The sequence below is a fragment of the Sellimonas intestinalis genome, from assembly GCF_001280875.1.
GTDB lineage: Bacteria > Bacillota > Clostridia > Lachnospirales > Lachnospiraceae > Sellimonas > Sellimonas intestinalis.
Window position 1 is genome coordinate 1 of the sequence record NZ_LGAJ01000007.1, and the last position, 24083, is coordinate 24083.

The window sequence follows — 24083 nt, forward strand, 5'->3', positions numbered from 1 at the left end:
CTGATGCCAGTACCCTACGTTAAAGAAAGTAGGTTGTGGAGAAAAAAGTAATGTCTGGACAGGTAATTTTATAACCGGGGGGATGCTTTAGCATCGCCCCGGAAAAAAATTAGAGGATGCGAGAAGCTAGAACATTTGTTCTTTTTGGCGGGAAATCTATTAAGGATAATAAAATTAAGAAAACAAAGGTATTAGACAGTGGAAAAATGGTGTTTTATAATAAGGATGTAAAAAAATAATGGGTTTAAAGTATGGTAGGAGGTAATCAATATGGCAGTAAAGCAAACAGCGGGACGCAGAGATCTTGGAGAATTCGCACCGAAATTTGCAGAATTGAATGATGATATTCTGTTTGGCGAAGTATGGAGCAGGGAAGAAAAGCTGTCGCTACGGGATCGTTCTCTTGTGACAGTGGTGGCATTAATGGCTCAGGGGCTTACGGATTCTTCTTTTCAATATCATCTGATAACAGCAAAGCAGAACGGCGTCACCCGGTCAGAGATTGCCGAGATTCTTACTCATGCGGCATTTTATGCGGGATGGCCGAAAGCATGGGCGGCGTTTCGAATTGCGAAAGAAGTATGGAAAGAAGAAGAGGATGAAAAGGGTGGGGGTCTGTTCGGACTTGGTGAGCCGAATGTGGCCTTTGCACAGTATTTTGTAGGCAAAAGCTATTTGAAGATGCTGACTACAGAAGGCGTTCCGGTAGCTAACGTGACATTTGAGCCGGGATGCCGAAATAATTGGCATATTCACAGAGCGGACAGAGGAGGAGGTCAGATTCTTCTTTGCACGTCCGGACGGGGATGGTACCAGGAATGGGGAGGGGAGGCCCGGGAACTGCATCCGGGCGATGTGGTAACGATTCCGGCTGGTGTTAAGCGCTGGCATGGAGCGGCAAAGGACAGTTGGTTTACCCATCTGGCAATAGAAGTTCCAGGAGAAAAGACCTCCAATGAATGGCTTGAAACGGTGACAGACAAACAGTATCAGATTCTGAAATAAGGCTAAAAAGGAATGATCCGGGCAGGCAGAGCAAAAACTCCGGTCTGCCCATTTTTCTAAAAAAATTGTTAAATCCACTGGTTTTTCACGGATATTTCATAGAAAAATTGCATTTTTATGTGCTTTCTGATATGATAAACTCCGTATGAGCGGTTGGGCCCTCCGGTGCAATCGCATAAAATCAGTGAAAATATAAACGAATGGATCAACATGGTTTCCGAAGAGGGAGAACTTCGGAGAAACATAGTGCAGGAGGTTTCGAGTAATGAATGAAAATCTGTCGGGGCTGTCGGCCCGGGAAGTAGAGGAGCGCAGGGCCCGTGGCGAAGGCGGTACGGGCGCCGCAAAGATTACGAAGACGAAGCCGCAGATTGTGCGGGAGAATCTTTGTACGCTGTTTAACTTTCTGAACTTTTTGATTGCAGTACTGCTGTTTCTGGTTGGGGCATACTCCAATATGCTCTTTATCGCCATTATCATTTTAAATATTGTGATCGGGATAGCGCAGGAGTTTAAGGCGAAGAAACTGGTGGACGAGCTGTCGATTCTGAACCGCCCAACGGTACGTGTACGAAGAGACGGTCGCGAAATGACCGTGGAGATGGAAGAGATTGTAAAGGATGATCTTGTAGTATTAGCAAGCGGGAATCAGATCTGTAATGATGCTGTTGTTGTGAATGGGATGCTGGAGGTCAATGAGTCTTTGCTGACCGGGGAGAGCGACGCGATTATTAAAGAGCAGGGAGCAGAGCTTTTTTCAGGAAGTTCAGTCATATCCGGAAAGGCATATGCCAAAGTAATCCATGTCGGAAACGAGAATTATGCGACCAAACTGGCAAATGAAGTGAAGCAGGAGAAACAGATTCATTCCGAACTGCTTGGATCCATGCGTAAGGTGACGAAGTTTACAAGTTTCCTTATCATTCCTCTTGGGATTATTTTGTTTCTGGAAGCATATTTCCTGCGGCAATCCCCGCTCGATGAATCCGTGATCTCCTCTTCAGCAGCTCTCCTTGGTATGCTGCCGAAAGGGCTGGTACTTCTGATTTCCGTTTCTCTTGCGGCAGGAGTGATCCGGCTTGCAAGGATGAAAATTCTTGTGCAGAATATTTATTCTCTTGAGACGCTTGCTCACGTGGACACGATTTGTCTTGATAAGACAGGAACGATTACAGATGGAAAGCTGAGAGTACATACCGTTTTACCGCTTTCTGATCTCACGGACGGGGAGGCGCTGGTGAAATCCTACATGGCAGCCAGTGACGACAATAATGCGACGTTCCAGGCGTTGAAGGTGAAGTTTGAGCCGGAGCCGAAGTATCGTCCGGAGCATAAAATTTCTTTCTCCTCTAAGAGAAAATGGGGATGTATCAGCTTTGAGGGCGCCGGAAGTATTTTCGTGGGGGCGCCGGAAAGATTGATGGATAAGCTGCCGGATCATCTGGAACAGGAACTGGAAAAGGGTCGCAGAGTGATTATTATTGGTTATTACGGACAGACATGGGAAGATGATGAGAAACTTCCGGAGGGTATTCGTCCGGTTTACAGTGTCGTGCTGGAAGATACGATTCGGAAAAATGCGGAAGAGACGCTTGGCTTTTTCCGGCGCGAGGGGGTAGACGTGAAAGTGATTTCCGGAGACCATGTAAAGACTGTGGCGATGATTGCAAAGCGTGCTGGCCTGAAACGATGGCAGGATGCTCTGGATATGTCTACGCTTGGGGAATCTCCTGACTACGATGCCCTTTGTCAGGATTATGCGGTGTTTGCCAGAGTGACTCCGAAACAGAAACAAGAGCTTGTAAAGGCTTTGCAAAGGCAGGGACACCAGGTAGCCATGACAGGAGACGGGGTCAACGACCTGCTGGCTCTCAGAGAGGCGGACTGTTCAATTGCGGTTGCGGACGGAAGTGACGCAAGCCGTCAGATTGCCCAGGTGGTGCTTCTGGATTCCGATTTCACCAATTTGCCGCATGTTGTGATGGAGGGCAGAAAGGTAATCAACAACGTGACAAGAACGGCCCAGGTCTTCTTTATCAAGACAATTTATTCGGTGCTTGTATCGTTCTTCTGCCTGTTCTCTAATCAGCCATTCCCGTTTATCCCGATTCAGGTGACATTGATTGATGCCTGCATTGAGGCATATCCGTCTTTCGTATCGATTGTGGAATCGGATATCCGGCGTATTCGGGGAAGATTTCTGCCGACAGCACTTTCCCATGCGGCTCCGTTTGGTATCACGGTTGCTGTTATGATCTCGGTGTTTTCGTTGCTTGCACCGTTTGGCGTGGAGCAGAGGCAGACAACGATGTATATGCTTTTGATTCTTATTTCTATGGGAGCTGTCATTAAGAGTTGTATTCCGCTCACTTGGCTTCGCACATTTGTGTGTGTGACTATGGTGGGAGGCACTTTCTTTGCGCTGGCGATTCTGCCGTCGCTGTTTGAGATCACGGCGATTACGATTCCGATGGCAACCGCGGTTCTAATTGGTGCGGCAGCTTGTCTTGTGGCGATTTTGATTCTGGAACAGGTGCGAAAGACGATGGTAAAATAAAAGTGGAATGTGTGTAAATTTGAAAGGGGAGAAAAAGGAAAAGACAGATGGAAATTATAAAAGCAGTCTTATTTGGAATTGTGGAGGGAATCACAGAATGGCTTCCGGTCAGCAGTACGGGGCATATGATCCTTCTGGATGAGTTTATACAATTAAAGGGGAACGAGGAGTTTATCAATGTATTTTTGGTGGTGATCCAGCTTGGAGCGATTTTTGCGGTTGTTCTTCAGTTTTGGAATCAGTTATTCCCGTTTCAGTGGAAAGATAAAAGAAAACCGTTTGTTGAGATGGATAAGATGATTCTCTGGGGAAAGATTCTGCTTGCCTGTATTCCGGCGGCGATCATTGGAATCCTTTTTGACAGTGTATTCGAAGAACTGTTCTACCATGCCGTTCCGGTTGCGGTTGCGCTGATTGTGTTTGGTATTGCTTTTATTATCATCGAAAGGTGGAATAAAGGCAGAAAGCCGAAGATTCGTACGGTCGATGATTTGACGGTTTCAGCAGTGCTGATCATTGGTGTGTTCCAGCTTCTGGCGGCGGTCTTCCCGGGGACGTCCCGTTCCGGGGCAACGATCGTAGGAGCCCTCCTGATTGGGGTTTCCAGAAAAGCGGCGTCAGAGTTTACCTTTTTCCTGGCTGTCCCGGTAATGCTTGGGGCAAGTCTTCTGAAAGTTCTGAAATATGGATTTGCGTTTAGTGGATCAGAGCTTTTAGTACTTGGAGTTGGTATGGTGACGGCTTTTTTCGTCTCCATCGTAGTGATCCGTTTCCTGATGGATTATATTAAGAAGCATGACTTTCAGGCATTTGGATGGTACCGTATTGCACTCGGGATTGTTGTGTTGATTGGCAGTATGGTAGGGCTTGTGCAGGTTTAATCGATGAAAATGAAAAGAAAGAATGAGGAAGAGAACTGATCGGTTTACTCTTCCTCATTTTTTGTACTGGCGACCGCATATAATCCAGGAATGTGCCTTTTGGCGCTTCCAATGATTAGAATGGTGCTTGACTTATAAATCTTACAAGTGTAATATTAAATCATCAAAACGTTTAAAAAGACAAAAGGGGAGAACAAAGTGAACTGGAAAAGATGGATGATAGCAGGACTTCTCATTATAGTTGTGGGAAGTGGCTGTGGGTATGGAGCAGAGAGAAGAACAGATCAGAAAACCGAGGAGATCAAAGAACCGGAATCTGAAGAGAATCGGAAAGAGGACTCCCTGCGGCTGGCTGAGAGACTAAAGGATCTTTATGAACAGGAAAAGGATACGGAAACGATTCAGGAAACTATCATCCGGGCGATTGGAGAGCAGGGATATGCGGCCGTGGATACGGACAATCAGATCAATATGGTGAATTATAGCCAGATGGAAACTTTCTGTCAACAAGCAGAAGAGGGGAAAAAGGCAAAGGCAACTCTGTTCTGTGTGACAAAGGAGGGGGGATGGATCCGTTATGATCTGGAAGCAGAGCAAGGAGGCTTAAAGGCAGCGGTGAGCTCTCTTCAATGGGGGGAAAAGCCGAAAATCAATTATTACAACGAGTTTGAAACAAACTCCTGGGAATATACTCAGAAAGGTTATCTCTTTCTGGAAGAGGCCCGACCTGCAGGGTACGACGGGCCGCCCGGACAAAAAGCTTTTCGAGTGAAACCACTGGATTCTGTGTGCAGGAAAGCCTGCCGCGTCTATGTGACACCGATAGGATATGACCGTAACAATCTATTGATTACGGATTGGAATGAAAAGGAACCGGAAAAGTTGGATTTTTACGATCTGTATGAACGGCTTTTTTATGTGAAATTCGGTGAGCCGGTTCCATATGAGGCTTCCTGGGGGGCGGAGTATCAGGTACCGGAACAGGAAGTAGAAGAAGTACTGCAAAATTATTTTTCGTTTCATACAGCCACCATCCGGGAAAACATGATGTATCAACCAGAAAGCGGAACATTTCTGTATCGTCCGAGAGGACTTAAGGATGGGGGAAGTCCTTACGGTCCATACCCGGAGGTTACCGGCTATGAAAAGCTGGATGATGGTACAATCCGTCTCACAGTGGAGGCGGTATGGACATGGAAGATGCTGGACTGTGCGGTAAAAAGCGAGCTGATTGTAAGACCTGGGCAGGAGGGAAGTTTTGATTATGTCTCCTGCCGGGTCCTGTCCTGGGACGAGCGAGTGACAAATTCATGGTATAAACCAAGATTTACAAAGGAAGAGTGGGAAGCATACTATGGAAAGAAATAGACATTGGAGACGCAACGTGGGGCTGCTGATTTTGCTCCTGATTGTCATTATTCTTGGAAGCCGGATTCTGGACCGGGAGGAATCACGTCCCGAGGATACGTCCGGGGAGAAGAAAAAGACATGGGAAAAGCAAAAGCTGCAGGGATACGATCTTCCGGTTGGTAAAAGAGAGAGGGAAGAGGCGGAAGCAGCTTGTAAAAAAGCAATGAATCTTACGGGGGCATGTTACCGTAAAGCAGAGAAAGGAGACGCGTCCAATGGGGTGCTCTCTGATGCAGATCTTATCAAAATGAAAGAAATCTTGAAAAAGAGTGGGCTGACCGTGAGTGGCGCAGATGCATATTCTACAATGGAACATTGGACAAAAATGGATCGATTTCTTTTAAACTGCCAGGATCAAAAAGCAGGGGAGATTGTTATGTATCAGATAAAAGCGGGCGGTGGATTAAACCGGATGAAATTTGTATTTGACGGGAAACAAATGGAGATTCTGGAGACGATCGCAGAATGGAGTCAGGAGGGAAAACCTGTAGTTACGGAAACGATCCGTACCCGCATCAAAAAATGGAATTATACTGAAAAAGGCTGGTTTTCTTATGAGTTATGTGCGCCTGAACCACCGGAAGTAAGTGAGGTGGTCGATGCGGGGACCATGATTCGGATCCGGCCCATGGACAAGAAGTGTAAAGAGTTATCTATCGCGTGTGTTGAGAAACTTGGATATCAGGGGAACAATCTTTTGTGTTCCCGCTGGAATTTATCAGATTTGTCAAAACTGGATTATAATGGAGTGTTTGAGTCGTTCTATGAGATGAAATACGGGAAGAAAATCGATTATGACCGCTATGCGGATGGGATTCCGGAGGAAGAGTTTGAAACTCTGATTATGGATTACATTCCGGTAACAAAAGAGGAGCTTCGTACATTTGCAGAATACGACAGGGAAAGACGGACCTACTTATGGGTACGTCTTGGAACCGGCAACTACGTTCCGACAACCTTCGGTACTTCTTTGCCGGAGGTCGTAGATGTGAAAGAAAATGCTGACGGCACCACAGCACTGACTATTGAGGCGGTATGTCTGGGGAGTGGAAATGACTGTGCTCTGCATCATACGCTGAAGGTACGATTCCGACAGAATGGAACATTCCAATATCTGGGAAATGAGATTTCGGATGAGGAACTGGGGAGGATTCCTCCTTATCAGTACCGATTAGGAACACAGTGGAAAGAAGCGGACAACGGGCAGTGAACCCGTAAGGTCCGCTTTTTCCACTGATTAGAGGGATGGATCCGTATAGATTCCACGATCCGATAAAATAGCAAGAGTCCGGGAGGCAGCCTCGCTGCCACAGGCGCCCTCCCCGGTCAGATTCATCGCAAAAAACACTGTATGTCCCGAAGATTCAACAAACCCGATAAACCAGCCATTTCTGTTTTCTCCATTGACCTGCCCGGTTCCGGTTTTTCCGTAAAGGGAACCGTCAGATGAAGAGGCAAGGCAGATGGCGTTTTTAACTGCTTTCACGTATTCCGGGTGCAGATTCCATTCATTGTGATAGAACCCGGTCAGTAGCTCTACCTGTTCTAACGGGGAAATCAAAAGGGAGGATTCCATCCAGTAAGAGTCAAGATTACCCTGCAAGGCTTCATTCCCGTATTCGATCCGCTGCAGCCAGGAACGAAGAGTGGATTTGCCCATCTGCTGGTCCAGCGCCTGGAAGTACCAGTTGACAGAGCAGGTCAAAGCACTTGATAGTGTTTGATCCCGGTTCCATTCGTCAAAAGGATATCTGGTACCGGACCAGGAAAGGGCCGAGTGCTCCGGAGTAATCAGACCTTCTTCTAGGGCAAATAAGGCGTCATAAATCTTGTAGGTAGAATCCGGGGAGACCCTTGTGCGGGCCAGAGTTTCATTGTATACGGTCCAGCCGTCCGTCTCCGAATCATAGAGGACGAAACTTCCATCATATCCGGTAAAATAAGCCGAAAGTCCTCCATCAGAATCAGAGTGTTTGCCAGGGCTTATACTGGAATCCCAACCGGAAGATGGGGTGGCAGAAGTACTTTTTCTGCCGGTGTCTATCGCGTTTGGAGACAGAGAAGCGGACGCAAAGGAGAGGAGAGGGACACATGCCATAAAAACGGGAACAATCAGAAAGCAGATGCATACAGATCGAAGCCGTATGGAAAAGCTGGGCTTTCGATAAGAGGCAATATGCTGGATGCGGGTTCGGATCTGCGGTCCTTTCTGTCCCAGTCCGGCGGCAAAAGGCAGGGAGGAGCCTTGAGCAAACCGGAGAAGTGTCAGTCCATAGTCTTCATAAGCTGTTTCTTCCAGAACAGACAGAACACGGGCATCGCACGCAAGTTCACGGTCTGTTCTCATGGCCCGCAAAGATACCCATACAAGCGGATGAAACCAGTATAGAGTTCCGGCCAGGTTCATCAGATAACCGGTGATCGCATCGAGATGACGGTAATGGGTGAGCTCATGGAGCAGAATGTACCGTAAATCTTCTTCATGATAATCGGAGAGCAGTCGAATCGGAAGATAAATCCGAGGTCGGAGAACGCCTGTCATCACAGGCGACCGTAAAAAGGCAGTACTGTACACGGCCACTGGTCTTTGAATATGCAGGGTGTCCAGGCAGGACTTGAAAAGTTCTCTGGCTTTTGGATGCTGGAGAGGAAGAGCCGAATAATGGAGAGTACGCAGTTTTAGTGCTGACCGGATCCCGGAAAGGAGGGCGAGTATGGCTCCGGTAGTCCAAATGATAAAAAGGAACTTCCAAAGAAACGCTGGTGTGCTTTTGCTAACAGACTCGGTAAAATCTTTCATCCAGACAGAGGCAGAGACCACTGTAGTATCAGCCTTGGTTTTCTGCAATCCGGAAATGGAAGATGAGATTTCCGGAGAAATGCAGGTCGGGTCTGCCAGGATGGGAAAAGAAGACTGTGGCAGAAAAGGAACCGCCAAAAGAATGAGCAGGAGGAGCCAAAGGCGGTACTGCAAATGTGCGCCCAACAATCTGCCCAAAAGCCTGCGGATGCCGAAGAATATACCAATGATTCCGCACAGCAAAAGGCTGCACAGCAGAAACCGACTCATAAATCCATTGATAAATTCTGTCATATTCAGTGTTCTCCTTTCTTTTGAGATAACAGCAAGCGAAGCTCTTCCAGTTCTTGATCGGAGAGTCGCTCTTCCTCAAGAAAGGATGAAACCATAGCCGTCAGATCACCGTGGTAAAAACGCTTTAAAAAGGAAGAACTTTCCTGTTCAATATATTCTTTTTCTCCGACCAGAGGGGTGTAGACAAAGATCCGCCCCTGCTTCTCATAGGAGAGGGCTCCCTTTGTGACAAGACGTTTGATTAAAGTGTGAATCGTTTTGGGACTCCATGTGGTCGCTAGCCTAAGCCGTTCTGTGATTTCATTGGTATTGATCGGCGCATACTTCCATACGATCTTCATTACCTCAAATTCTGCCTCGGAAATCTGTGGCAGATGATTCATAATCAATTCCTCCTTTTTTTCTTACACTTGTAATACCCAGTATAGAAAATCTGCCTGTAGTTTGTCAAGAACAGGTCCGGACAAGATTCGGGGAAAACTCCGCTCATCAGGCAGACGTTACAAAGTGTCGTCCAGAGCCAGGGATTCCTTCAGAATGGCAATAAACTTTTCTACCGGTTTGGAAAAGACCTGGTATTTTTTCCAGATGACAAACATTTCCGTTTCCAGTGGAGGATTCAGGGGCCGGAAACAAAGGGAACTGTCTCCGGAAGTATGAATGAGTTTGTCAAAAGCAAGTGCGTATCCTAACCCCTCGTCCACGAGCCGGGAAGCATTGTAAATCAAATTGTAGGACGCTGTAATGTGAAGCTTTGCAGGATCTCTTTTCAGCCACTGCAGCACCTGGCCTCCGGCAGACTCCTGCTGGGACACAATCAGCGGCAGATCCCACAGATCTTCCCGGCGGATCGACGTTTTTTCTGCGAGAGGATCGTCTTTTCGCATGAGGACGCCCCAGGTATCTGTCGCCGGAAGTTTCAAAGTGTGGTAGGAAGTCATATCCACCGTACCGAATATGATTCCAAAATCAATCAGCCCACGGTCCAGGGACTCTTTGACATAGACGGCATTTCCGCTGGAAATGTGAAACTGGATGCCTGGATAGCGGAGCTGCATCTGCTTTGCCGCCCGTGCGACCAGACGGATACTGTCTGTCTCTCCGGCACCGATGTAGATATCTCCCATAAGCATATCGTCCGATGAGGCAATCTCTGTCTCCGTCTTGTGAACAAGTTCCAGAATCTCTTCCGCACGTTTCCGAAGAATCATACCCTCCTCGGTGAGTGTGATCCGACGGGGACCCTTGCCACCTCGGATGAAAAGCTGTTTGCCGAGCTCTTCCTCCAGTTTTTTGATCTGCGTTGATAAGGTAGGCTGCGAAAGATGCAATGACTTTGCCGCCAGGACAATACTTTGTTCCCTGGCAACGGCAAGAAAATACTGAAGTACGCGAAGTTCCATCATTACCTCCTATATAAGAATGCTGAATCATATGTTTGATCATTACTATACCCCAAGGCTAAATAGGTTTCAACTATATATGTGAATAAAATATAAGTATTTGCGATTTTGATTCTGGTTTTCTATACTAGAATAAAAGGAATAGATAGAAGCAGGAATGAAAGTTCTACTGCCCGGATTACTTATCTATGAGATGAAACAAGAGAGGGGATTAAGATGAAAGAAGAAGAGACGATAGTACTGGAAACGTTTTTGGAGCATGTAAACAAGGGGAGGCCGGTGCGGGCAGATTCCCCGATGCAACAGTATATGACAAAGATGGCGTTTGAGGCGATGAAGATCACATTTGAATTAAATTCGTCCTTTCATACACCGGAGGAAATCCGGAAACTGTTCTTCCAACTGACTGGACAACCGGAGGAGGAGACTTTCCGCATGTTTCCTCCGTTTACTACAGACTGCGGCAAAAACATCCGTGTCGGTAAAAACGTGTTTATCAATTCCGGTTGCCGCTTTCAGGATCAGGGGGGCATTACTCTGGGAGATGAGACGTTGGTAGGACATAATGTTGTGTTTGCTACGCTGAATCACGGATTTGCACCGGAAGATCGGGGGACGACTTATCCAAAACCGATCCGTACAGGCAAAAAGGTGTGGATTGGAGCCAATGCGACGATTCTGCCGGGAGTGACGATCGGGGATCATGCCATTGTGGCGGCAGGCGCAGTCGTGACAAAAGACGTTCCTGCGAATGTGATCGTAGGAGGCGTGCCGGCAAAAGTGATTGGCATTGTTGGAGGAGGAGATAAAAAATGATGCAGAAAAAGGAAATCAATCAGAGCTATTTAGAAGGAGAACGTCCGCTTTTTCAAGGAAAACATCTGGAGATCCATGATACTATTTTTGCAAAAGGGGAATCACCGCTTAAGGAAAGCCAGGATATTTCACTTTATACCACCATATTTCAGTGGAAATATCCGCTTTGGTACAGCAGGCAGATTTATGCGGAGGACTGTACCTGGTTCGAAATGGCGAGGGCAGGTGTTTGGTATACCCAGGATATTACGGTCAAGCGGGCGCTCATTGAAGCTCCGAAAAACTTCCGCCGCTGTAGGGGCGTAGTGTTGGATGATGTGAATTTTCCGAATGGGTTCGAAACACTCTGGAGCTGTAGTGACGTGCAGATGGATCATGTCAAGGCAAAGGGTGACTATTTTGCCATGAACAGCCAAAATATGGTGATCCGTGATTTTCAGCTTGTGGGCAATTATTCCTTCGACGGAGTGAAAAACGTAGAGATCCATAATGCGAAAATGCTTTCCAAAGACGCGTTTTGGAACAGTGAAAATGTGACGGTCTACGATTCTTTTATTTCCGGGGAATATCTTGGATGGAATTCAAAGAATCTGACACTTGTGAATTGCACGATTGAGAGTCTTCAGGGGATGTGCTACATTGATAATCTGGTAATGAAAAACTGCCGTCTCTTAAATACGACATTAGCGTTTGAGTATGCGTCGGTGGATGCGGACATTCAAGGAAAGATCGACAGTGTGTTCAATCCGTCGGGCGGAACGATTCGGGCGGATGCAATCGGAGAGCTGATCCTGGAAAAAGACAAGGTGGACCCTGGAAAGACGAAGATCTGGTGCTCTGATATCCGGGTGACGAGTGAGAAATTCTGTGCATAGAGACAAGGGGGGACATCATGGATTATCAGTTTGACAAACCAATCAACAGACGGGGGACTCTGTCCATGAAATGGGAGGTGGGAGAGTCGGAACTACCGATGTGGGTTGCGGATATGGATTTTGAGACGGCCCCGGAGATCCACGAAGCCATTCGGAAACGGGCAGAACACGGGGTATTCGGCTACACAATCATTCCTGAAGAATGGTACGACTCTATCCGGGAATGGTGGAAGAAGCGCCACCACTTTCATCTGAAAAAAGAATGGCTGATCTTCTGTACCGGAGTGGTTCCGGCCATCTCTACAGCCGTGCGGAAACTCACGTCGGTGGCGGAAAAGATTGTCCTTTTGACGCCGGTCTATAATATTTTTTTCAACTCTATTGTCAACAACGGACGAAACGTGGTGGAATGTCCGCTTACTTATGATGGTGAGAGTTACGGGGTGGACTTTGAAAAACTGGAAAGGGTGCTTGCAGACCCTCAGACTACCATGCTGATCTTCTGTAATCCGCACAATCCGGTGGGAAAAATATGGGAAAAGGGAACGATGGAGCGGATCGGGGCGCTCTGTTGGAAACATCATGTGGTAGTCATTTCCGATGAGATTCACTGTGAACTGACGGATCCGGGGAAAGAATACATTCCCTTTGCCTCGGTATCGGAGGAGTGCAAAAAGAACAGTATCACCTGCATTGCCCCGACCAAGGCGTTCAACCTGGCGGGGATCCAGACGGCGGCCGTCATGGTGCCTGATCCTTACTTGCGGCATCAGATGGGGCGGGCGCTCAATACCGATGAGGTGGCAGAACCGAATGTTTTTGCCATGACTGCGGCGATCGCGGCCTACCGAGAGGGAGGACCATGGCTGGATGGGCTCCGGGCATATCTGTATGAGAATAAGCAGACGGCAAAAGCATTTCTGGAACAGGAACTTCCGGACATTCATCTGGTGGAGTCCGAGGCCACGTATCTTCTCTGGCTGGATTGTAGGGAGCTTGTGGAGGATACGGAGGAATTGGAACAAGTTCTCCGCAAGGAGACAGGGCTTTATCTCTCCAACGGAGGTCAGTACGGGGAGAGCGGCAAATCCTTTTTGCGGATGAATATTGCCTGCGCCCATACGGTTCTGGAAGATGGACTGGAAAGACTGAAAACAGGGGTGCAAGCCTGGAAGGATTGCAGAGCAGACGGACGGAATCCAGAACCTTACCTGGGGATGTGATATATTTTATAGATCACTTATACAGAAGCACAATCTTTTTATCATATTGTACAGAAAAAGCGCTCATGGATGGCGCTTTTTTCTATGCTCTGGTAAAATAATTGTATCAAACTATTCTAGGCATCATCCGTAATCCCAGAGATTATGGAAAAGGAGGTTTTCAATGAGCGAAGAAAAGCAGACAGTCTGCGGAGCCATCAGCAAAGTGACGTCCGCACAAAGAGACGCTGAAAGGCACCATATCGTGCAGGTGTCTTTTCAGGAAGGGATCCGGGGGACGATCACCTTTCTGGAAGAGAAGATTTTCCGCTATGACGTCAGCAGAGAAGGCAGCGTCTCAGAGTACGCTGCACCAAGAGATGAGGCGCATACGGCGAAGATCCAGCAGCGCCCGGACAGTTCGGACGCATATATGAAGCCGGAGGCAGAAGTTACAGAGGATCCGGTATCGGTATGCATCCGGTGCAAAGAGACATGTATTGTCTTTGAAAAAGAGACAGGCAGGATGACGATCTATGTGGGAAAGCGTAAGATTCTTGAAGAGGCCAAGCCACTGGAGTTTACGGGGGATGAGACGATCCAGACATTGGCGCGCCACGAGAAAGAGCAGTTCTACGGAGGCGGTACACAGAACGGCCGTTTCGTACATACTGGGAAAAAAATTCAGATTGTCAATGAGAGCGCCTGGATGGACGGAGGAGTAGCGTCCCCAAATCCATTCTACTATACGACAGCAGGATACGGGGTTTTGAGAAATACATTCTCCGATGGAACGTATGACTTTGGTGAGACGGACGAAGGGCTTGTCCTTGCGTCTCACAAAGAGCACCATTTCAGCGCATACTATTTCCTAACAGAAAAGGAAAACGGGCGCGAGTCGGCAAGGGCGTTATTGCGTGCGTATTACCATGTGACAGGAAATCCAATGCTGCTTCCGGAATACGGATTTTACGAGGGACACTTAAATTGCTATAACCGTGACGCCTGGTCCGATGAATCCGGGGACAAAGCCTGGACGGTCAAGGGAACGGACTCCCATCTCATGGAGGGAAAGACCCGTTATGAGAGCGGAATGGCGACCGGATATCGCCTGTCCGAGGGACAACATTCCGAATCGCTGAATGGGGAGGGACCGGTAGTTGGGGCAGAACATTATCCGGCAAACGTGGACACCCCGTATGAATATTCCGCAAGAGCGGTACTGGATGAGTATCTCCGGTACGATATGCCGCTTGGCTATTTCCTGCCAAATGACGGATATGGCGGAGGATATGGACAGAACGGGTACTATGTGCAGGGCGGCGTCAATGAGGACGGATCCAGTTCCGAAGAACGGATTGCGGCGGTGGACGCCAATGTAGAAAATCTGGCACGGTTTACTGAGTACGCCAACAGCAAAGGAGTGGCGTCCGGTCTCTGGACAGAAAGTAATTTAAGTCCGGATTCTGATGAGAAGACTTACTGGCATCTGCTCCGAGATTTTCGCAAGGAAGTAACAAAGGGCGGAGCGACGACACTGAAAACGGACGTAGCGTGGGTCGGTCCGGGGTATTCGTTCCAGTTAAACGGCGTCAAGACAGCCTATGATATCGTAACGACTTCAGAGAATTTCCGCCCGAATATTATTTCTCTGGACGGTTGGGCAGGTTCCCAACGGTTCAACAGTGTGTGGAGCGGGGATCAGACCGGGGGCAACTGGGAGTATATCCGGTTCCACATTCCGACCTATATCGGAAGTTCTCTGAGTGGGAATCCGAATATCGGAAGTGATATGGACGGAATTTTCGGCGGAAAGGCGCTGATTGCGGCGAGAGATTACCAGTGGAAATCCTTTACTCCGCAGATGCTCAATATGGATGGATGGGGCACATACATGAAAGCGCCATTTACCTTTGGAGATCCGTATACCGGGATCAACCGGATGTACATGAAGATGAAATCAAGATTGATGCCATATATTTATACATGTGCGGCAGCGGCAGCCAACCTGGATACCGGAAATGGCGATACTGGTCTTCCGATGGTAAGGGCCATGTTTTTGGAGTATCCGGAGGACGACTATGCGTACAGCCGTTCCATGCAGTACCAGTTCATGCTCGGTGAAAGCATCCTTGTAGCGCCGGTTTATCAGAATATAGACGGGGACGAAATGGGAAATGATGTGAGGAATCACATTTATCTTCCTGATTCCAATCAGATCTGGGTAGATTATCTCACCGGAGAGCTGTACCATGGAGGACAGGTGATCAATAACTTTGACGCGCCGCTTTGGAAGCTTCCTGTTTTTGTAAAACAGGGTGCCATTCTTCCAATGTACGAGGAAAATAACACGCCGGACGCTATCTGTAGAGAGAAGCGGCTGATTGAAGTGTGGCCGTCAGGAGAGACGTCTTATACGGTATATGAGGATGATGGAAAGTATATTTCCAATGAGACAGAGGAAGCGGAAGGATATGGAACGATCGATCACATTTCCTATGGGGATCATGTCTCCACCACATACACATCCAAAGTGGAAGGTGACAAGGCGATTCTGACAGCGGAAGTTTCCAAGGGGAATTATGAGGGATACAGTTCCCGTAGAGAGACGACCTGGATTGTGAATCTTTCCTGTAGACCGGAAGCGATTCTTGCGTCAAATGGAGAGAAAAGCCTGGTTGTAAAAGAAGTTATAGATCAGAAAAACTTTGAGGAGCAGATCCCGGCGCAGGGCGAAGCCTGGTTCTTCTATGATGAGGCTCCAAGACTTCGGACATACGCTTCAGAAGCGGAGACAGAGCTTTTGAAGATGACAGAAAACGTGCGGACAATGCCAAAACTTTATATCAAGATGGCAGCGGCGGACGCAAAGACAATGGCCCAGCGTGTGGAGATTCTGGGATTCATCTATAGAGCCAAGGAAAGAAAAGAACAGGAAAATGTCAAGCTTTCCGTACCGGAATTGACGATTCCGGAAGAGAAGAAAACATCTTCTTCCATCTGGCTTCATTGGAACAAGATAGAAGGTGCAGAGAGCTATGAGATGCAAATCGACGGACAGCTCTATACGATGGGAGATGCAGACTCCTATCTGCACGATGACCTGGAGTATCATTCTGAGCATTGTTTCCAGATCCGTTCCAGAAATGAAGAAGGATATTCTGCATGGAGCGAGATGATTACATCCATGACACTGTCTGATCCATGGAGAAATGAAATCGGCGCCGCGGGAACAGTAACCTGGACCGGCAGCGACGAGGCAGGCCCGATCAAATATGCGACAGACCATAGTTTCCGGGGACTCTTCTTCTCGGCAGACGACGTTGTCAAAGAGAAGACTCCGTTTATTTATGATTTTGGCGCGGCTTACGAGCTGGATAAGTTTGAATATTATCCAAGAGACAGCTACGGAAGCGGAACCGTGGAGAGGATGAATGTCTACTCCAGTATGGACGGCAGACACTGGAAACTGGAGTGGAACGGAGCCGAACAGGAGGTGTGGACATACAACACGGACCTGGATGTAGAGGACAATGGAAAGGCAGTATCGCTGAACGGTGTCCTCGCAAGATATGTGAAGCTGGAAGTTGTACAGTCGCGGAAAAACTATTTTGCGGCACACGAACTGCCAGTCTATAAGAAAGACGGCACGAAGCCGTTTGCGGTCGGAAGTACGAATAAGAACGAGGAAGTGGCAGAGGGCGATTACACCAACATGAAGAACTACCTCGGAACTTCTGTGAAAGACGGAGCCAACTTTGTGGATCAGATCCAGAAACGAGGCGGCGATATCAACATGAATGGCGTGTACGATGTTTACGACTATGCGTTCACAATGTTTAAGCTGGACGGCGGGACGAAGCAGACAGGAGCTGCGGCAGGAAGTGTACGTTTAGCACCGGAGAAAGAGGAAGTTAAAGCAGGAGAGACTTTCCGAATCTTTGTTTTGGCAGAACAGACAGAGAATATCAATGCATTTGGAAAGGTTATTGATTATGATCCGGAAAACCTGGAGTTCATATCAACGGAGAAAGCAGAAGGGATCGCCTCCATGGAAGATCTGACCGTCAATAAGATATACAGCGATGGTACGGCTTATGTCAACCTGGCATTTGCAAACCGTGGCGACAAACCATTATACCACGGAGACGGACAGCTTGCTGTTATCACCATGAAAGCACGGACCGACTTACGTCCGGCAGAGGAGATGGAGCTTGGAGATGTATTGATCCTGGGCCCAGATCAGATTCAGTAAAACAGATAGAAAAAGGGGCATGTTTCCGGTAAGATGGAAACATGCCCCTTCATATGTCATATAATAGAAAAGAATAAGTCGGTAATTAGCCCACAATCCGCCATTTCTTTTCTACAGAGTTCAAAAGCTCGTGTCCGTCTTCGGTTACGAGAACGAGATCCTCGATACGAACTCCGTATTTACCTTCAATGTAGATACCTGGCTCAATGGAGAAGATCATACCCGGCTCAGCCTCATTCTTGTTGATCGGACTGACGTCGCCGTATTCGTGGTCTTCCTGTCCGATAAAATGACCAAGACGGATCTTCCAGTATTCGCTATAGCCTTTTTCATCGATGTAATCCCTTGCCTGTGCGTCGATATCACAGAACTTAACTCCTGGTTTGATCACAGACTCGGCTCTTAACACAGCCTCGCGTACAATGTCGTGGATTTCCGTCTGTTCCGGATCTGCGGATTTGCAGTAAAATGTTCTTGTCATATCGGAGCAGTATCCCTGCCATACGCATCCCATATCGATCAGGACACATTCGCCAGCTTTCAGTGTACGGGTATCACTTGGCGTATGGTGCTGATCCGCGGCATTTGGCCCAAAGCATACGATGGTGTCAAAGCTTGTTCCGCTTGCACCTGCTTTGAGATACTCAGAATCGATAAAGTCTGCGATCTGCTTTTCTGTCATACCTTCTTTGATGTAATTCGCGGCCTTTTCCATCACCATATCGTTGATTTCGGAAGCTTTTTTCATAATAGCGATTTCTTCTTCATTTTTTACGGCACGAACACCATCTACACAGTCGGATCCCCAGACGGTCTTCAACTGTGGGAGTTTCTCCTGAAGCGGGATCAGGAAACGTGCCGGCCATGTCTTGTCGATACCAAGCGTCTGTTCCGGATCGATCTGGTCTGCGATAATGGAGATCTGATCTTCCATATCGGAGAACCATACTTCCTCAAACCCGGTATCCTTTACAAAGTAGAGATAGTTCAGAAGCATAGTGTGCTTTCCGCTCGTTCTGAGGATAAGGGCGTAAAGTCTCTCGCCCGGATTTACCATGATTCCTGTCAGGAACCGGATGCTCAGAGGATCGGAGACGATCAACTGTGTGAGGCCTTTCTCCTCCATTTTCTTTAATACACGTGAAATTCTGTCATTCATTGGTAAGATACTCCTTTCGTGTCTATAACATATTCTGGAAATAGTATAGCATAAATGGGGAAAATCTCAACTGTTTTTTGTGCAAATTGTTTATACTCTGGTATGAAATTCTTGAAGAATCCGCCGGAGGACTTTGCCGGTCTCATCTGGACTATAACAAAAGTTCTCTTTCAGATAAAGCAAAAAATCATAAAAGGACGACACGAGGTGAGATTCGGTGATGTCCAGGTAAATCTGTTCGCAGGAGTCCGCCTCATTGCAGACCGGTAGAAACAGGTAGCCGGAATGAGGCGAGGAAAAAATGCTGATGCTCCGGTTGGAATAAAAATAGTTTTTCTTCAGCATACAAAGCTGCTGTGGCAAACATTTTTTCATTATTTCCTGGATGAGAAACATCCGGTCCCGTATGGAAAACGGTGCGTACACATAGTCGGGATAGTCCGGGACACGTCCGGTTTCCAGAAAATCCCGGACACCTTGCTCGGTGAAAAGGAAGTAGGGACGCCGTTCCGAGAAAGAATCTTTCGTTCGGCGGATGAAGTCCGATAACATTCCCAGTACATGCTCCCGGCCCGGAAGATCCGGGTAGAGGTACCGGTCCAGAAATTCTTCTGGCAGACAGTAAGTCAGACACGGAAGAGGCTGGAAAATATAAATGTCTTTTTCCCCAAAATCAAAAGAAATCAGTCGCTGAATCTGGGAGATCACGTCCGTTACTTTATCGGCGAAAGAGGAGACGCTCGGATAAAAGCGCTCAAATATATTTCGGTAAAGCTGTACAGATGCACGGTTGCCAAAGAGAATTCCCTGGCTCCGGTCTCTGGTAAACAAAAGTGCATACCGGGACGTGATCAGCATCACGGAGAAAATTTCCAGAGTATTTTTTCGGGTGAACATTGTATCATAAAAATAATAAGCATTGTAAAGACACCCGCACGTGTAAAGCGGGAGGATCTGTTCCAGACAGTAGAGATTATAATTTTGTCCGTTATCCATCAACTGTTGGGTGTTATCCATGCAGAAGATATGCTCAATCTGCAGGCTGTGGTTCCGACAGCCAAGGGACGCCAGATAATCGATAATGGACGAAAAATCGGGATCCATGAAAATCTGGATCTTTCCCTGTTCCTCCTGTGCCTCTTGAGCGAGAATCTCAAACATACAGTTTGTAATTTGAGATTGTCCGTCCAGCACGGTCATTTCTGCAAGGGGGGGGGGGGTAGAATGGGCCCCTGTCTTTGTGAAATTGACAGGGAGAGCGCTGATATACTTTCCTGGATTTTGGAGGAATTTCCAGATGTATTTCCGCCGGAAATAGATTTCCGGGCCTACAAGGGAAATCCGGTACGCCTCTGAGAGAAGCTGGTATTCCGCCGGAGTCAGCAGCATAAAATCGGCCATCTTCCGGACAAGGGAGATGGAAGACGGGCGCCGTTTCCCATTGATAAACTTATACATGGTGGAACGATCCAAATCGCAGAACTGCGCCATGGAATATACATTCACATTTTTCTCGTGTATATAGTCGGATAGTACTTTTGCAAAATCAGGTATCATATTTTTGCACTCCTCTGAATGTAAATCAATTATGTGAAAACATTATATAAAAATATGTTCCGAAAAGCCAGCAGAAGAAAGCAAATAATTTGTCCACAAAAAGCGCCGCATATTGAGAAAAAGGAATTGAAACGATAAACTGAGTTTTAATGATTGTAAAAAAGTTGCGCTGCCAAAAGAAGCGCTTTGCAGAAAGAGGAGAAAAGATATGGGCAATCCAGAGGAAAACCGTAACCGGACCGGGAAGGGAACCGGTGAAATTCCTGATTTGAAACTGACGGCAAGGACAGACCGGTTTATTGGAAAGTATGGAAGAATGAGAGAGATCTATCTGCGGGAGCATGAGCCTGTATTTTACAGCAGGCTGGTGCTGGACGAGAAGATATATCCTTATTTAATTGAGACGGAACAGAAAGTACAGGAGCGTATGGATCATATATTGCCGGAACTGATGGAGGAAGCGGGGATTCAAGAAGGTGGGAAGTACAGTAATTCGACGGACTGGATTGAACGGATGGAGAAACTTCGGAGAGCTGCGGAAAAGCAGGCGGTGAGAGAACTCGTGTATTGCTAGAATACAATATAGAAAAAAGATGGCTGTTGGGGCGGCACTCATAAGACAGTATTAGAAATGTTTTCGGGAAACGGCGTAGCTTGCGGGCTATGCCGTTTCTCTATTTTGCAGCTCATTTAGTAAAGACGCGGGGAGTATTCCCACAAGGTCATAGGAAATGTCAATCTGCTGTTCCCTATATCCCTTTGACTTGTCCGGCGCGTGGACGTACACCGCTTTTACCATGTCGTTTAAAACAGCGGGCGTTAATTCGTCCAAGTTAAGATATTTCCGTACTTTGCTGATGAACCTGTCAATGTTCTCGGATTGTTCTTCCTGTTCGCTAATTTCTTCATTCAATCGCAACAGCTTTTCCCGCAGTTTTTCCTGCTCCTGTTCGTAATCGTCAGAGAGCATTTGAAATCTGCTGTCAGATAATTTCCCGCCTACGTTGTCCTCGTAAATACGCTTGAATAATCGGTCAAGTTCTTCTATCTGCCGTTCCGCCTGCGTCAGTTGCCGCCGCTTCGCCGCCAGTTCCTTTTTCGCTTCGGCTTTCTGCTTCGCGCCCATAGCTTTTCGGAATTGTTCTTCATGGTTAGCGACACAGGCAATCGTCAATCTCATGTGAGCGAGTACGCCCTGTTCCAAGACAACGGCGCGGATAAAATGAGTAGAGCAAACCGCTTTTCCTTTGAGCCTTGAAGTAGAGCAGACGAAATGGTCTTGCCTTGCTTCAAAGTTCTTGCTTGTGCAGTAATACAGCTTTTCCCCACAGTCGGCACAGCGCACAATACCGGAGAACATATTTGTCTTTCCCGTCCTCGTCGGGCGGCGTTTGTTCTTCCGCAATTCCTGTACTCGTTCCTATGTGTCAGCGTCAATAACCGCTTCATGGGTATTCTCAAACATAAGCCATTTTTCCTCTGGATTGTAACAGGTCTTTTTGCTCTTGTAGGATTGCTTATAGGTTTTGAAGTTTACCGTATGCCCTTGATATTCCGGTCGTTCCAAAATATCCGCTATGGTATCTCCTGTCCAGTTGTAGGGATTGTCCGGCGGCGCGTTCCTTGTTGTGCGTCCTATCTGCATGAAATGGATTGTCGGCGTTAAGACCTGTTCCTCTTTCAGAATACGGGCAATTTGTGTCGGACCGTAACCCTCTAAGCAGAGCGCAAAAATCCTTTTGACTACTTCGGCAGCTTCTTCGTCTACAACCCAACGCTTTTTATTGTCGGGGTCTTTCATGTAGCCATAGGGCGGATTGGTACAGAGGTGTTCCCCTGCTTCGCCTTTGGACTTCATCACAGCGCGGATTTTCTTGCTTGTGTCTTTCGCATACCATTCGTTGATGATATTCAAAAATGGAGTAAAATCGCTGTCCGTTTGGTTTACGCTGTCTATGCCGTTATTGATAGCGATAAACCGCACGCCTTTCTCCACAAACAGGACTTCCGTATAAAAGCCGACTTTCAGATAATCACTCCCCAAACGGGACATATCCTTGACAATCAGAACGCCGACCTTTTCATCTTCAATCAGAGCGACCAGTTCACTTCAAGAGGGACGGTCAAAGTTCGCCCCCGAATACCCGTCGTTCACAAAAAATTGAGGATTAGGAAAATGGTCTCCTTTGCGTATTTACTTAAAATCGCCTTTTGATTAACAATGCTGTTGCTGTCCCCCCCCTGTAATTCGTCGTCGCGCGATAAGCGGCAATAGAGGGCGGTAATTCTGTCAGACTGCCTTAACATAATTTCTGCTCCTTTCCCCGTCATAGCTGCCCGTAAAGCGATAAAGCGTCCTGCCGGATTTTATCGTTACTTCATGCGTAGGCAGTTCTTGAAACAGCGGATTTTTTACCACGATATGTCCGTCTTTGATTTTTTGTTGACCTTCCACTCTTTTCCCTTCCTTTCCGTATTTGATAAAGTGAGAAGTTTCGGAGCAAGCATAGGAAAAGAGTACCCTTTTCCGAAAATGTTCTGCATTTTGCTTGTTGGGAAGTATCCCAAACCCTCTGAAAATCCTTTCGATACCTACTACACCACACATGGCGATTTTGCCAAAGATTTCGGGGAGATTTAAGAAAAAATTGAAAATACCAAAGGCAAAAAATAGAAACACATTTGTGTAAGTTTGTCAAACATATGTTACACCATACTGAATAAATCCCTTGGGATAGTCTGTGGTGATTTCCAGCCTAACAGACGCATAGGGAACTGATTATAATCCTTATGATTGTATGTCTTGAGCTGTTTTGAAAAATCTTCAAAAGAGTAGAACGTATGGCTGGCATAGAAACGTTCGTTATCCTTGCGGTGGCTTCTTTCTACCTTCCCATTATGCCTTGGGGTAAATGGACGGATCAGTTTATGCCGGATTCCATATTCCTGTAAAACACGCTGAAATAAGGTCAAAGTCTCCTTCCTAGAAGTGGAAAACGCTTTGTAAACTCTGTCCCATTGTCTGTCTGGACACATTCAACAGGCATAGGAAAACGTTCCAGGAAATGGCGCAAAAATACCGCGGAAGAATAGGTGCTGTGTTCTTCAAAGGCTTCCACATACCGCCAGCGGGAATATTCATTAATAGCGGTATACTGATAAAAACGTTTGCCTTTTGCTTCATTGACCAGGCAGCAGGCGGGAACGAACCTTACGTCAATCTGGACTCTCTGTCCGGGATAGGACATCTGTTCATAAGGTTTGGGAATGTACTTAGGATTTGGAAGCTTTTGAGCAGTCATTCCTTGTTTCATAAGGAACCAATAAAGTCCTGGGATCGAGCGTTGATAGCCCCGCTGCATGAGCTTGCCCCAGAATACGACCGACCAGACCAGCATGAGGGTTACGCCTGCGCATATCCTGAATGAGCTTGATCTCAGCAAGGGTATGATGATTTGGATGAGAATGGGGACGTCTGGAGCGGTCTCTGAGGGAATCCCAGGAACCGTCATAGCGGTTCTTCCAACGATAGATAAACTGCCGATTTGTCTTATATTTTCTGGCAGCATTGGAAACACCAAAACGTTCAGTGTATTTAATCAGTGATAGACGAAATCTCATATCTTGTGTTATACTTGCCATGCGAGGAAGCTCCTTTATGTATTTTTGTTTTGTGGTGATTCAAATATAACACAAAGAGAGTCTATCCTCGCTTTTTAATTATTCAGTTGTAACACATGTATTGTAATCCTACAAAAGGAAAAAATAGAAACACATTTGCAGATTGATATACTTCTACAAAGGTGTTATAATTTTTTATATGTAATTGTCGCTATTAAGGCAGTTATCTAATACATAAGGAGGATTTG

General features: G+C 46.9%; 20 protein-coding genes and 1 pseudogene. 10 read left to right on the forward strand and 11 right to left on the reverse strand.

Annotation, left to right across the window (positions count from 1 at the left end; all coding sequences use genetic code 11):
• The first annotated feature begins 270 nt into the window (after positions 1 to 270).
• From AOA56_RS07425 to AOA56_RS07445, 5 genes are all read left to right on the forward strand, one after another.
• The gene (locus tag AOA56_RS07425) at positions 271 to 1005 is read left to right on the forward strand and encodes a carboxymuconolactone decarboxylase family protein (protein ID WP_053769305.1); all 735 of its coding nucleotides are present in this window, start codon (positions 271 to 273) and stop codon (positions 1003 to 1005) included.
• A gap of 265 nt (positions 1006 to 1270) precedes the next feature.
• A complete protein-coding gene (locus tag AOA56_RS07430) occupies positions 1271 to 3562 on the forward strand; it encodes a cation-translocating P-type ATPase (RefSeq protein ID WP_034594956.1) in 2292 nt (763 codons plus the stop codon).
• A gap of 47 nt (positions 3563 to 3609) precedes the next feature.
• Positions 3610 to 4443: an undecaprenyl-diphosphate phosphatase gene (locus AOA56_RS07435; RefSeq protein ID WP_024733784.1), complete on the forward strand. Its 834-nt coding sequence runs from the start codon at positions 3610 to 3612 to the stop codon at positions 4441 to 4443.
• 198 nt (positions 4444 to 4641) lie between these two features.
• Complete coding sequence (locus tag AOA56_RS07440) at positions 4642 to 5811, forward strand: DUF6070 family protein (RefSeq protein WP_053769306.1); 1170 nt, start codon at positions 4642 to 4644, stop codon at positions 5809 to 5811.
• On the forward strand, positions 5798 to 7063 hold the full coding sequence (locus AOA56_RS07445) for a DUF6070 family protein (RefSeq protein WP_156316917.1): 1266 nt from the start codon (positions 5798 to 5800) through the stop codon (positions 7061 to 7063). The genes AOA56_RS07440 and AOA56_RS07445 overlap by 14 nt, the downstream gene beginning before the upstream one ends.
• A 27-nt stretch (positions 7064 to 7090) precedes the next feature.
• Here AOA56_RS07445 and AOA56_RS07450 read toward each other — a convergent pair whose 3' ends face one another.
• The 3 genes from AOA56_RS07450 to AOA56_RS07460 all read right to left on the reverse strand — a co-directional run bounded on the left by AOA56_RS07450 (position 7091) and on the right by AOA56_RS07460 (position 10350).
• Positions 7091 to 8947, reverse strand: coding sequence for a M56 family metallopeptidase (locus AOA56_RS07450; protein ID WP_053769307.1), 1857 nt, complete (start codon positions 8945 to 8947; stop codon positions 7091 to 7093).
• Positions 8948 to 8949: 2 nt separating this feature from the next.
• A complete protein-coding gene (locus AOA56_RS07455; RefSeq protein WP_024733782.1) occupies positions 8950 to 9330 on the reverse strand; it encodes a BlaI/MecI/CopY family transcriptional regulator in 381 nt (126 codons plus the stop codon).
• A 117-nt stretch (positions 9331 to 9447) separates the two neighbouring features.
• A complete protein-coding gene (locus AOA56_RS07460; protein WP_024733781.1) occupies positions 9448 to 10350 on the reverse strand; it encodes a LysR family transcriptional regulator in 903 nt (300 codons plus the stop codon).
• A gap of 216 nt (positions 10351 to 10566) precedes the next feature.
• Between AOA56_RS07460 and AOA56_RS07465 the strand changes: the two genes are divergently transcribed.
• From AOA56_RS07465 to AOA56_RS07480, 4 genes are all read left to right on the forward strand, one after another.
• Positions 10567 to 11166, forward strand: a complete 600-nt coding sequence (locus AOA56_RS07465; RefSeq protein ID WP_034594955.1) for a DapH/DapD/GlmU-related protein — start codon at positions 10567 to 10569, stop codon at positions 11164 to 11166.
• Positions 11163 to 12041: a DUF3737 family protein gene (locus AOA56_RS07470; protein WP_053769308.1), complete on the forward strand. Its 879-nt coding sequence runs from the start codon at positions 11163 to 11165 to the stop codon at positions 12039 to 12041. Before AOA56_RS07465 ends, AOA56_RS07470 begins: the two co-directional genes overlap by 4 nt.
• A 17-nt stretch (positions 12042 to 12058) precedes the next feature.
• Positions 12059 to 13264: a MalY/PatB family protein gene (locus tag AOA56_RS07475; RefSeq protein WP_053769309.1), complete on the forward strand. Its 1206-nt coding sequence runs from the start codon at positions 12059 to 12061 to the stop codon at positions 13262 to 13264.
• Between the two features lie 163 nt (positions 13265 to 13427).
• Complete coding sequence (locus AOA56_RS07480; RefSeq protein ID WP_082349897.1) at positions 13428 to 17498, forward strand: TIM-barrel domain-containing protein; 4071 nt, start codon at positions 13428 to 13430, stop codon at positions 17496 to 17498.
• 85 nt (positions 17499 to 17583) lie between these two features.
• Here AOA56_RS07480 and AOA56_RS07485 read toward each other — a convergent pair whose 3' ends face one another.
• Together AOA56_RS07485 and AOA56_RS07490 are read right to left on the reverse strand one after the other, a co-directional pair.
• A complete protein-coding gene (locus AOA56_RS07485) occupies positions 17584 to 18657 on the reverse strand; it encodes a M24 family metallopeptidase (protein WP_048621092.1) in 1074 nt (357 codons plus the stop codon).
• A 90-nt stretch (positions 18658 to 18747) separates the two neighbouring features.
• Positions 18748 to 20214: a transcriptional regulator gene (locus AOA56_RS07490; RefSeq protein WP_053769310.1), complete on the reverse strand. Its 1467-nt coding sequence runs from the start codon at positions 20212 to 20214 to the stop codon at positions 18748 to 18750.
• Positions 20215 to 20422: 208 nt separating this feature from the next.
• Here AOA56_RS07490 and AOA56_RS07495 point away from each other — a divergent pair, with 208 nt between their 5' ends.
• Positions 20423 to 20788 (forward strand): TnpV protein, encoded by a 366-nt coding sequence (locus AOA56_RS07495; protein WP_024733773.1) that lies wholly within the window; start codon positions 20423 to 20425, stop codon positions 20786 to 20788.
• 87 nt (positions 20789 to 20875) lie between these two features.
• Here AOA56_RS07495 and AOA56_RS16330 read toward each other — a convergent pair whose 3' ends face one another.
• The 6 genes and pseudogenes from AOA56_RS16330 to AOA56_RS16350 form a co-directional block, all read right to left on the reverse strand.
• A complete protein-coding gene (locus tag AOA56_RS16330; RefSeq protein ID WP_242843441.1) occupies positions 20876 to 21619 on the reverse strand; it encodes a DUF4368 domain-containing protein in 744 nt (247 codons plus the stop codon).
• A gap of 15 nt (positions 21620 to 21634) precedes the next feature.
• A complete protein-coding gene (locus AOA56_RS16335; RefSeq protein ID WP_238117743.1) occupies positions 21635 to 22267 on the reverse strand; it encodes a recombinase family protein in 633 nt (210 codons plus the stop codon).
• Positions 22268 to 22504: 237 nt separating this feature from the next.
• Positions 22505 to 22669, reverse strand: coding sequence for a hypothetical protein (locus AOA56_RS16130; protein ID WP_167337749.1), 165 nt, complete (start codon positions 22667 to 22669; stop codon positions 22505 to 22507).
• Positions 22670 to 22920: 251 nt separating this feature from the next.
• The gene (locus AOA56_RS16340) at positions 22921 to 23187 is read right to left on the reverse strand and encodes an integrase core domain-containing protein (protein WP_034594952.1); all 267 of its coding nucleotides are present in this window, start codon (positions 23185 to 23187) and stop codon (positions 22921 to 22923) included.
• Positions 23184 to 23612, reverse strand: a complete 429-nt coding sequence (locus AOA56_RS16345; RefSeq protein ID WP_238117744.1) for a DDE-type integrase/transposase/recombinase — start codon at positions 23610 to 23612, stop codon at positions 23184 to 23186. The genes AOA56_RS16340 and AOA56_RS16345 overlap by 4 nt, the downstream gene beginning before the upstream one ends.
• Positions 23613 to 23691: 79 nt before the next feature.
• Positions 23692 to 23856 (reverse strand): annotated as a pseudogene (locus AOA56_RS16350) (helix-turn-helix domain-containing protein); the annotation flags it as partial.
• Positions 23857 to 24083 lie beyond the last annotated feature (227 nt).

Coding starts and splice junctions, on each gene's coding strand:
- AOA56_RS07425 (WP_053769305.1), top strand. CDS start 271: ATGGCAGTAAAGCAAACAGCGGGACGCAGAGATCTTGGAGAATTCGCA.
- AOA56_RS07430 (WP_034594956.1), top strand. CDS start 1,271: ATGAATGAAAATCTGTCGGGGCTGTCGGCCCGGGAAGTAGAGGAGCGC.
- AOA56_RS07435 (WP_024733784.1), top strand. CDS start 3,610: ATGGAAATTATAAAAGCAGTCTTATTTGGAATTGTGGAGGGAATCACA.
- AOA56_RS07445 (WP_156316917.1), top strand. CDS start 5,798: ATGGAAAGAAATAGACATTGGAGACGCAACGTGGGGCTGCTGATTTTG.
- AOA56_RS07450 (WP_053769307.1), bottom strand. CDS start 8,947: ATGACAGAATTTATCAATGGATTTATGAGTCGGTTTCTGCTGTGCAGC.
- AOA56_RS07455 (WP_024733782.1), bottom strand. CDS start 9,330: ATGAATCATCTGCCACAGATTTCCGAGGCAGAATTTGAGGTAATGAAG.
- AOA56_RS07460 (WP_024733781.1), bottom strand. CDS start 10,350: ATGGAACTTCGCGTACTTCAGTATTTTCTTGCCGTTGCCAGGGAACAA.
- AOA56_RS07465 (WP_034594955.1), top strand. CDS start 10,567: ATGAAAGAAGAAGAGACGATAGTACTGGAAACGTTTTTGGAGCATGTA.
- AOA56_RS07470 (WP_053769308.1), top strand. CDS start 11,163: ATGATGCAGAAAAAGGAAATCAATCAGAGCTATTTAGAAGGAGAACGT.
- AOA56_RS07475 (WP_053769309.1), top strand. CDS start 12,059: ATGGATTATCAGTTTGACAAACCAATCAACAGACGGGGGACTCTGTCC.
- AOA56_RS07480 (WP_082349897.1), top strand. CDS start 13,428: ATGAGCGAAGAAAAGCAGACAGTCTGCGGAGCCATCAGCAAAGTGACG.
- AOA56_RS07485 (WP_048621092.1), bottom strand. CDS start 18,657: ATGAATGACAGAATTTCACGTGTATTAAAGAAAATGGAGGAGAAAGGC.
- AOA56_RS07490 (WP_053769310.1), bottom strand. CDS start 20,214: ATGATACCTGATTTTGCAAAAGTACTATCCGACTATATACACGAGAAA.
- AOA56_RS07495 (WP_024733773.1), top strand. CDS start 20,423: ATGGGCAATCCAGAGGAAAACCGTAACCGGACCGGGAAGGGAACCGGT.
- AOA56_RS16335 (WP_238117743.1), bottom strand. CDS start 22,267: ATGTCCCGTTTGGGGAGTGATTATCTGAAAGTCGGCTTTTATACGGAA.
- AOA56_RS16345 (WP_238117744.1), bottom strand. CDS start 23,612: ATGCTGGTCTGGTCGGTCGTATTCTGGGGCAAGCTCATGCAGCGGGGC.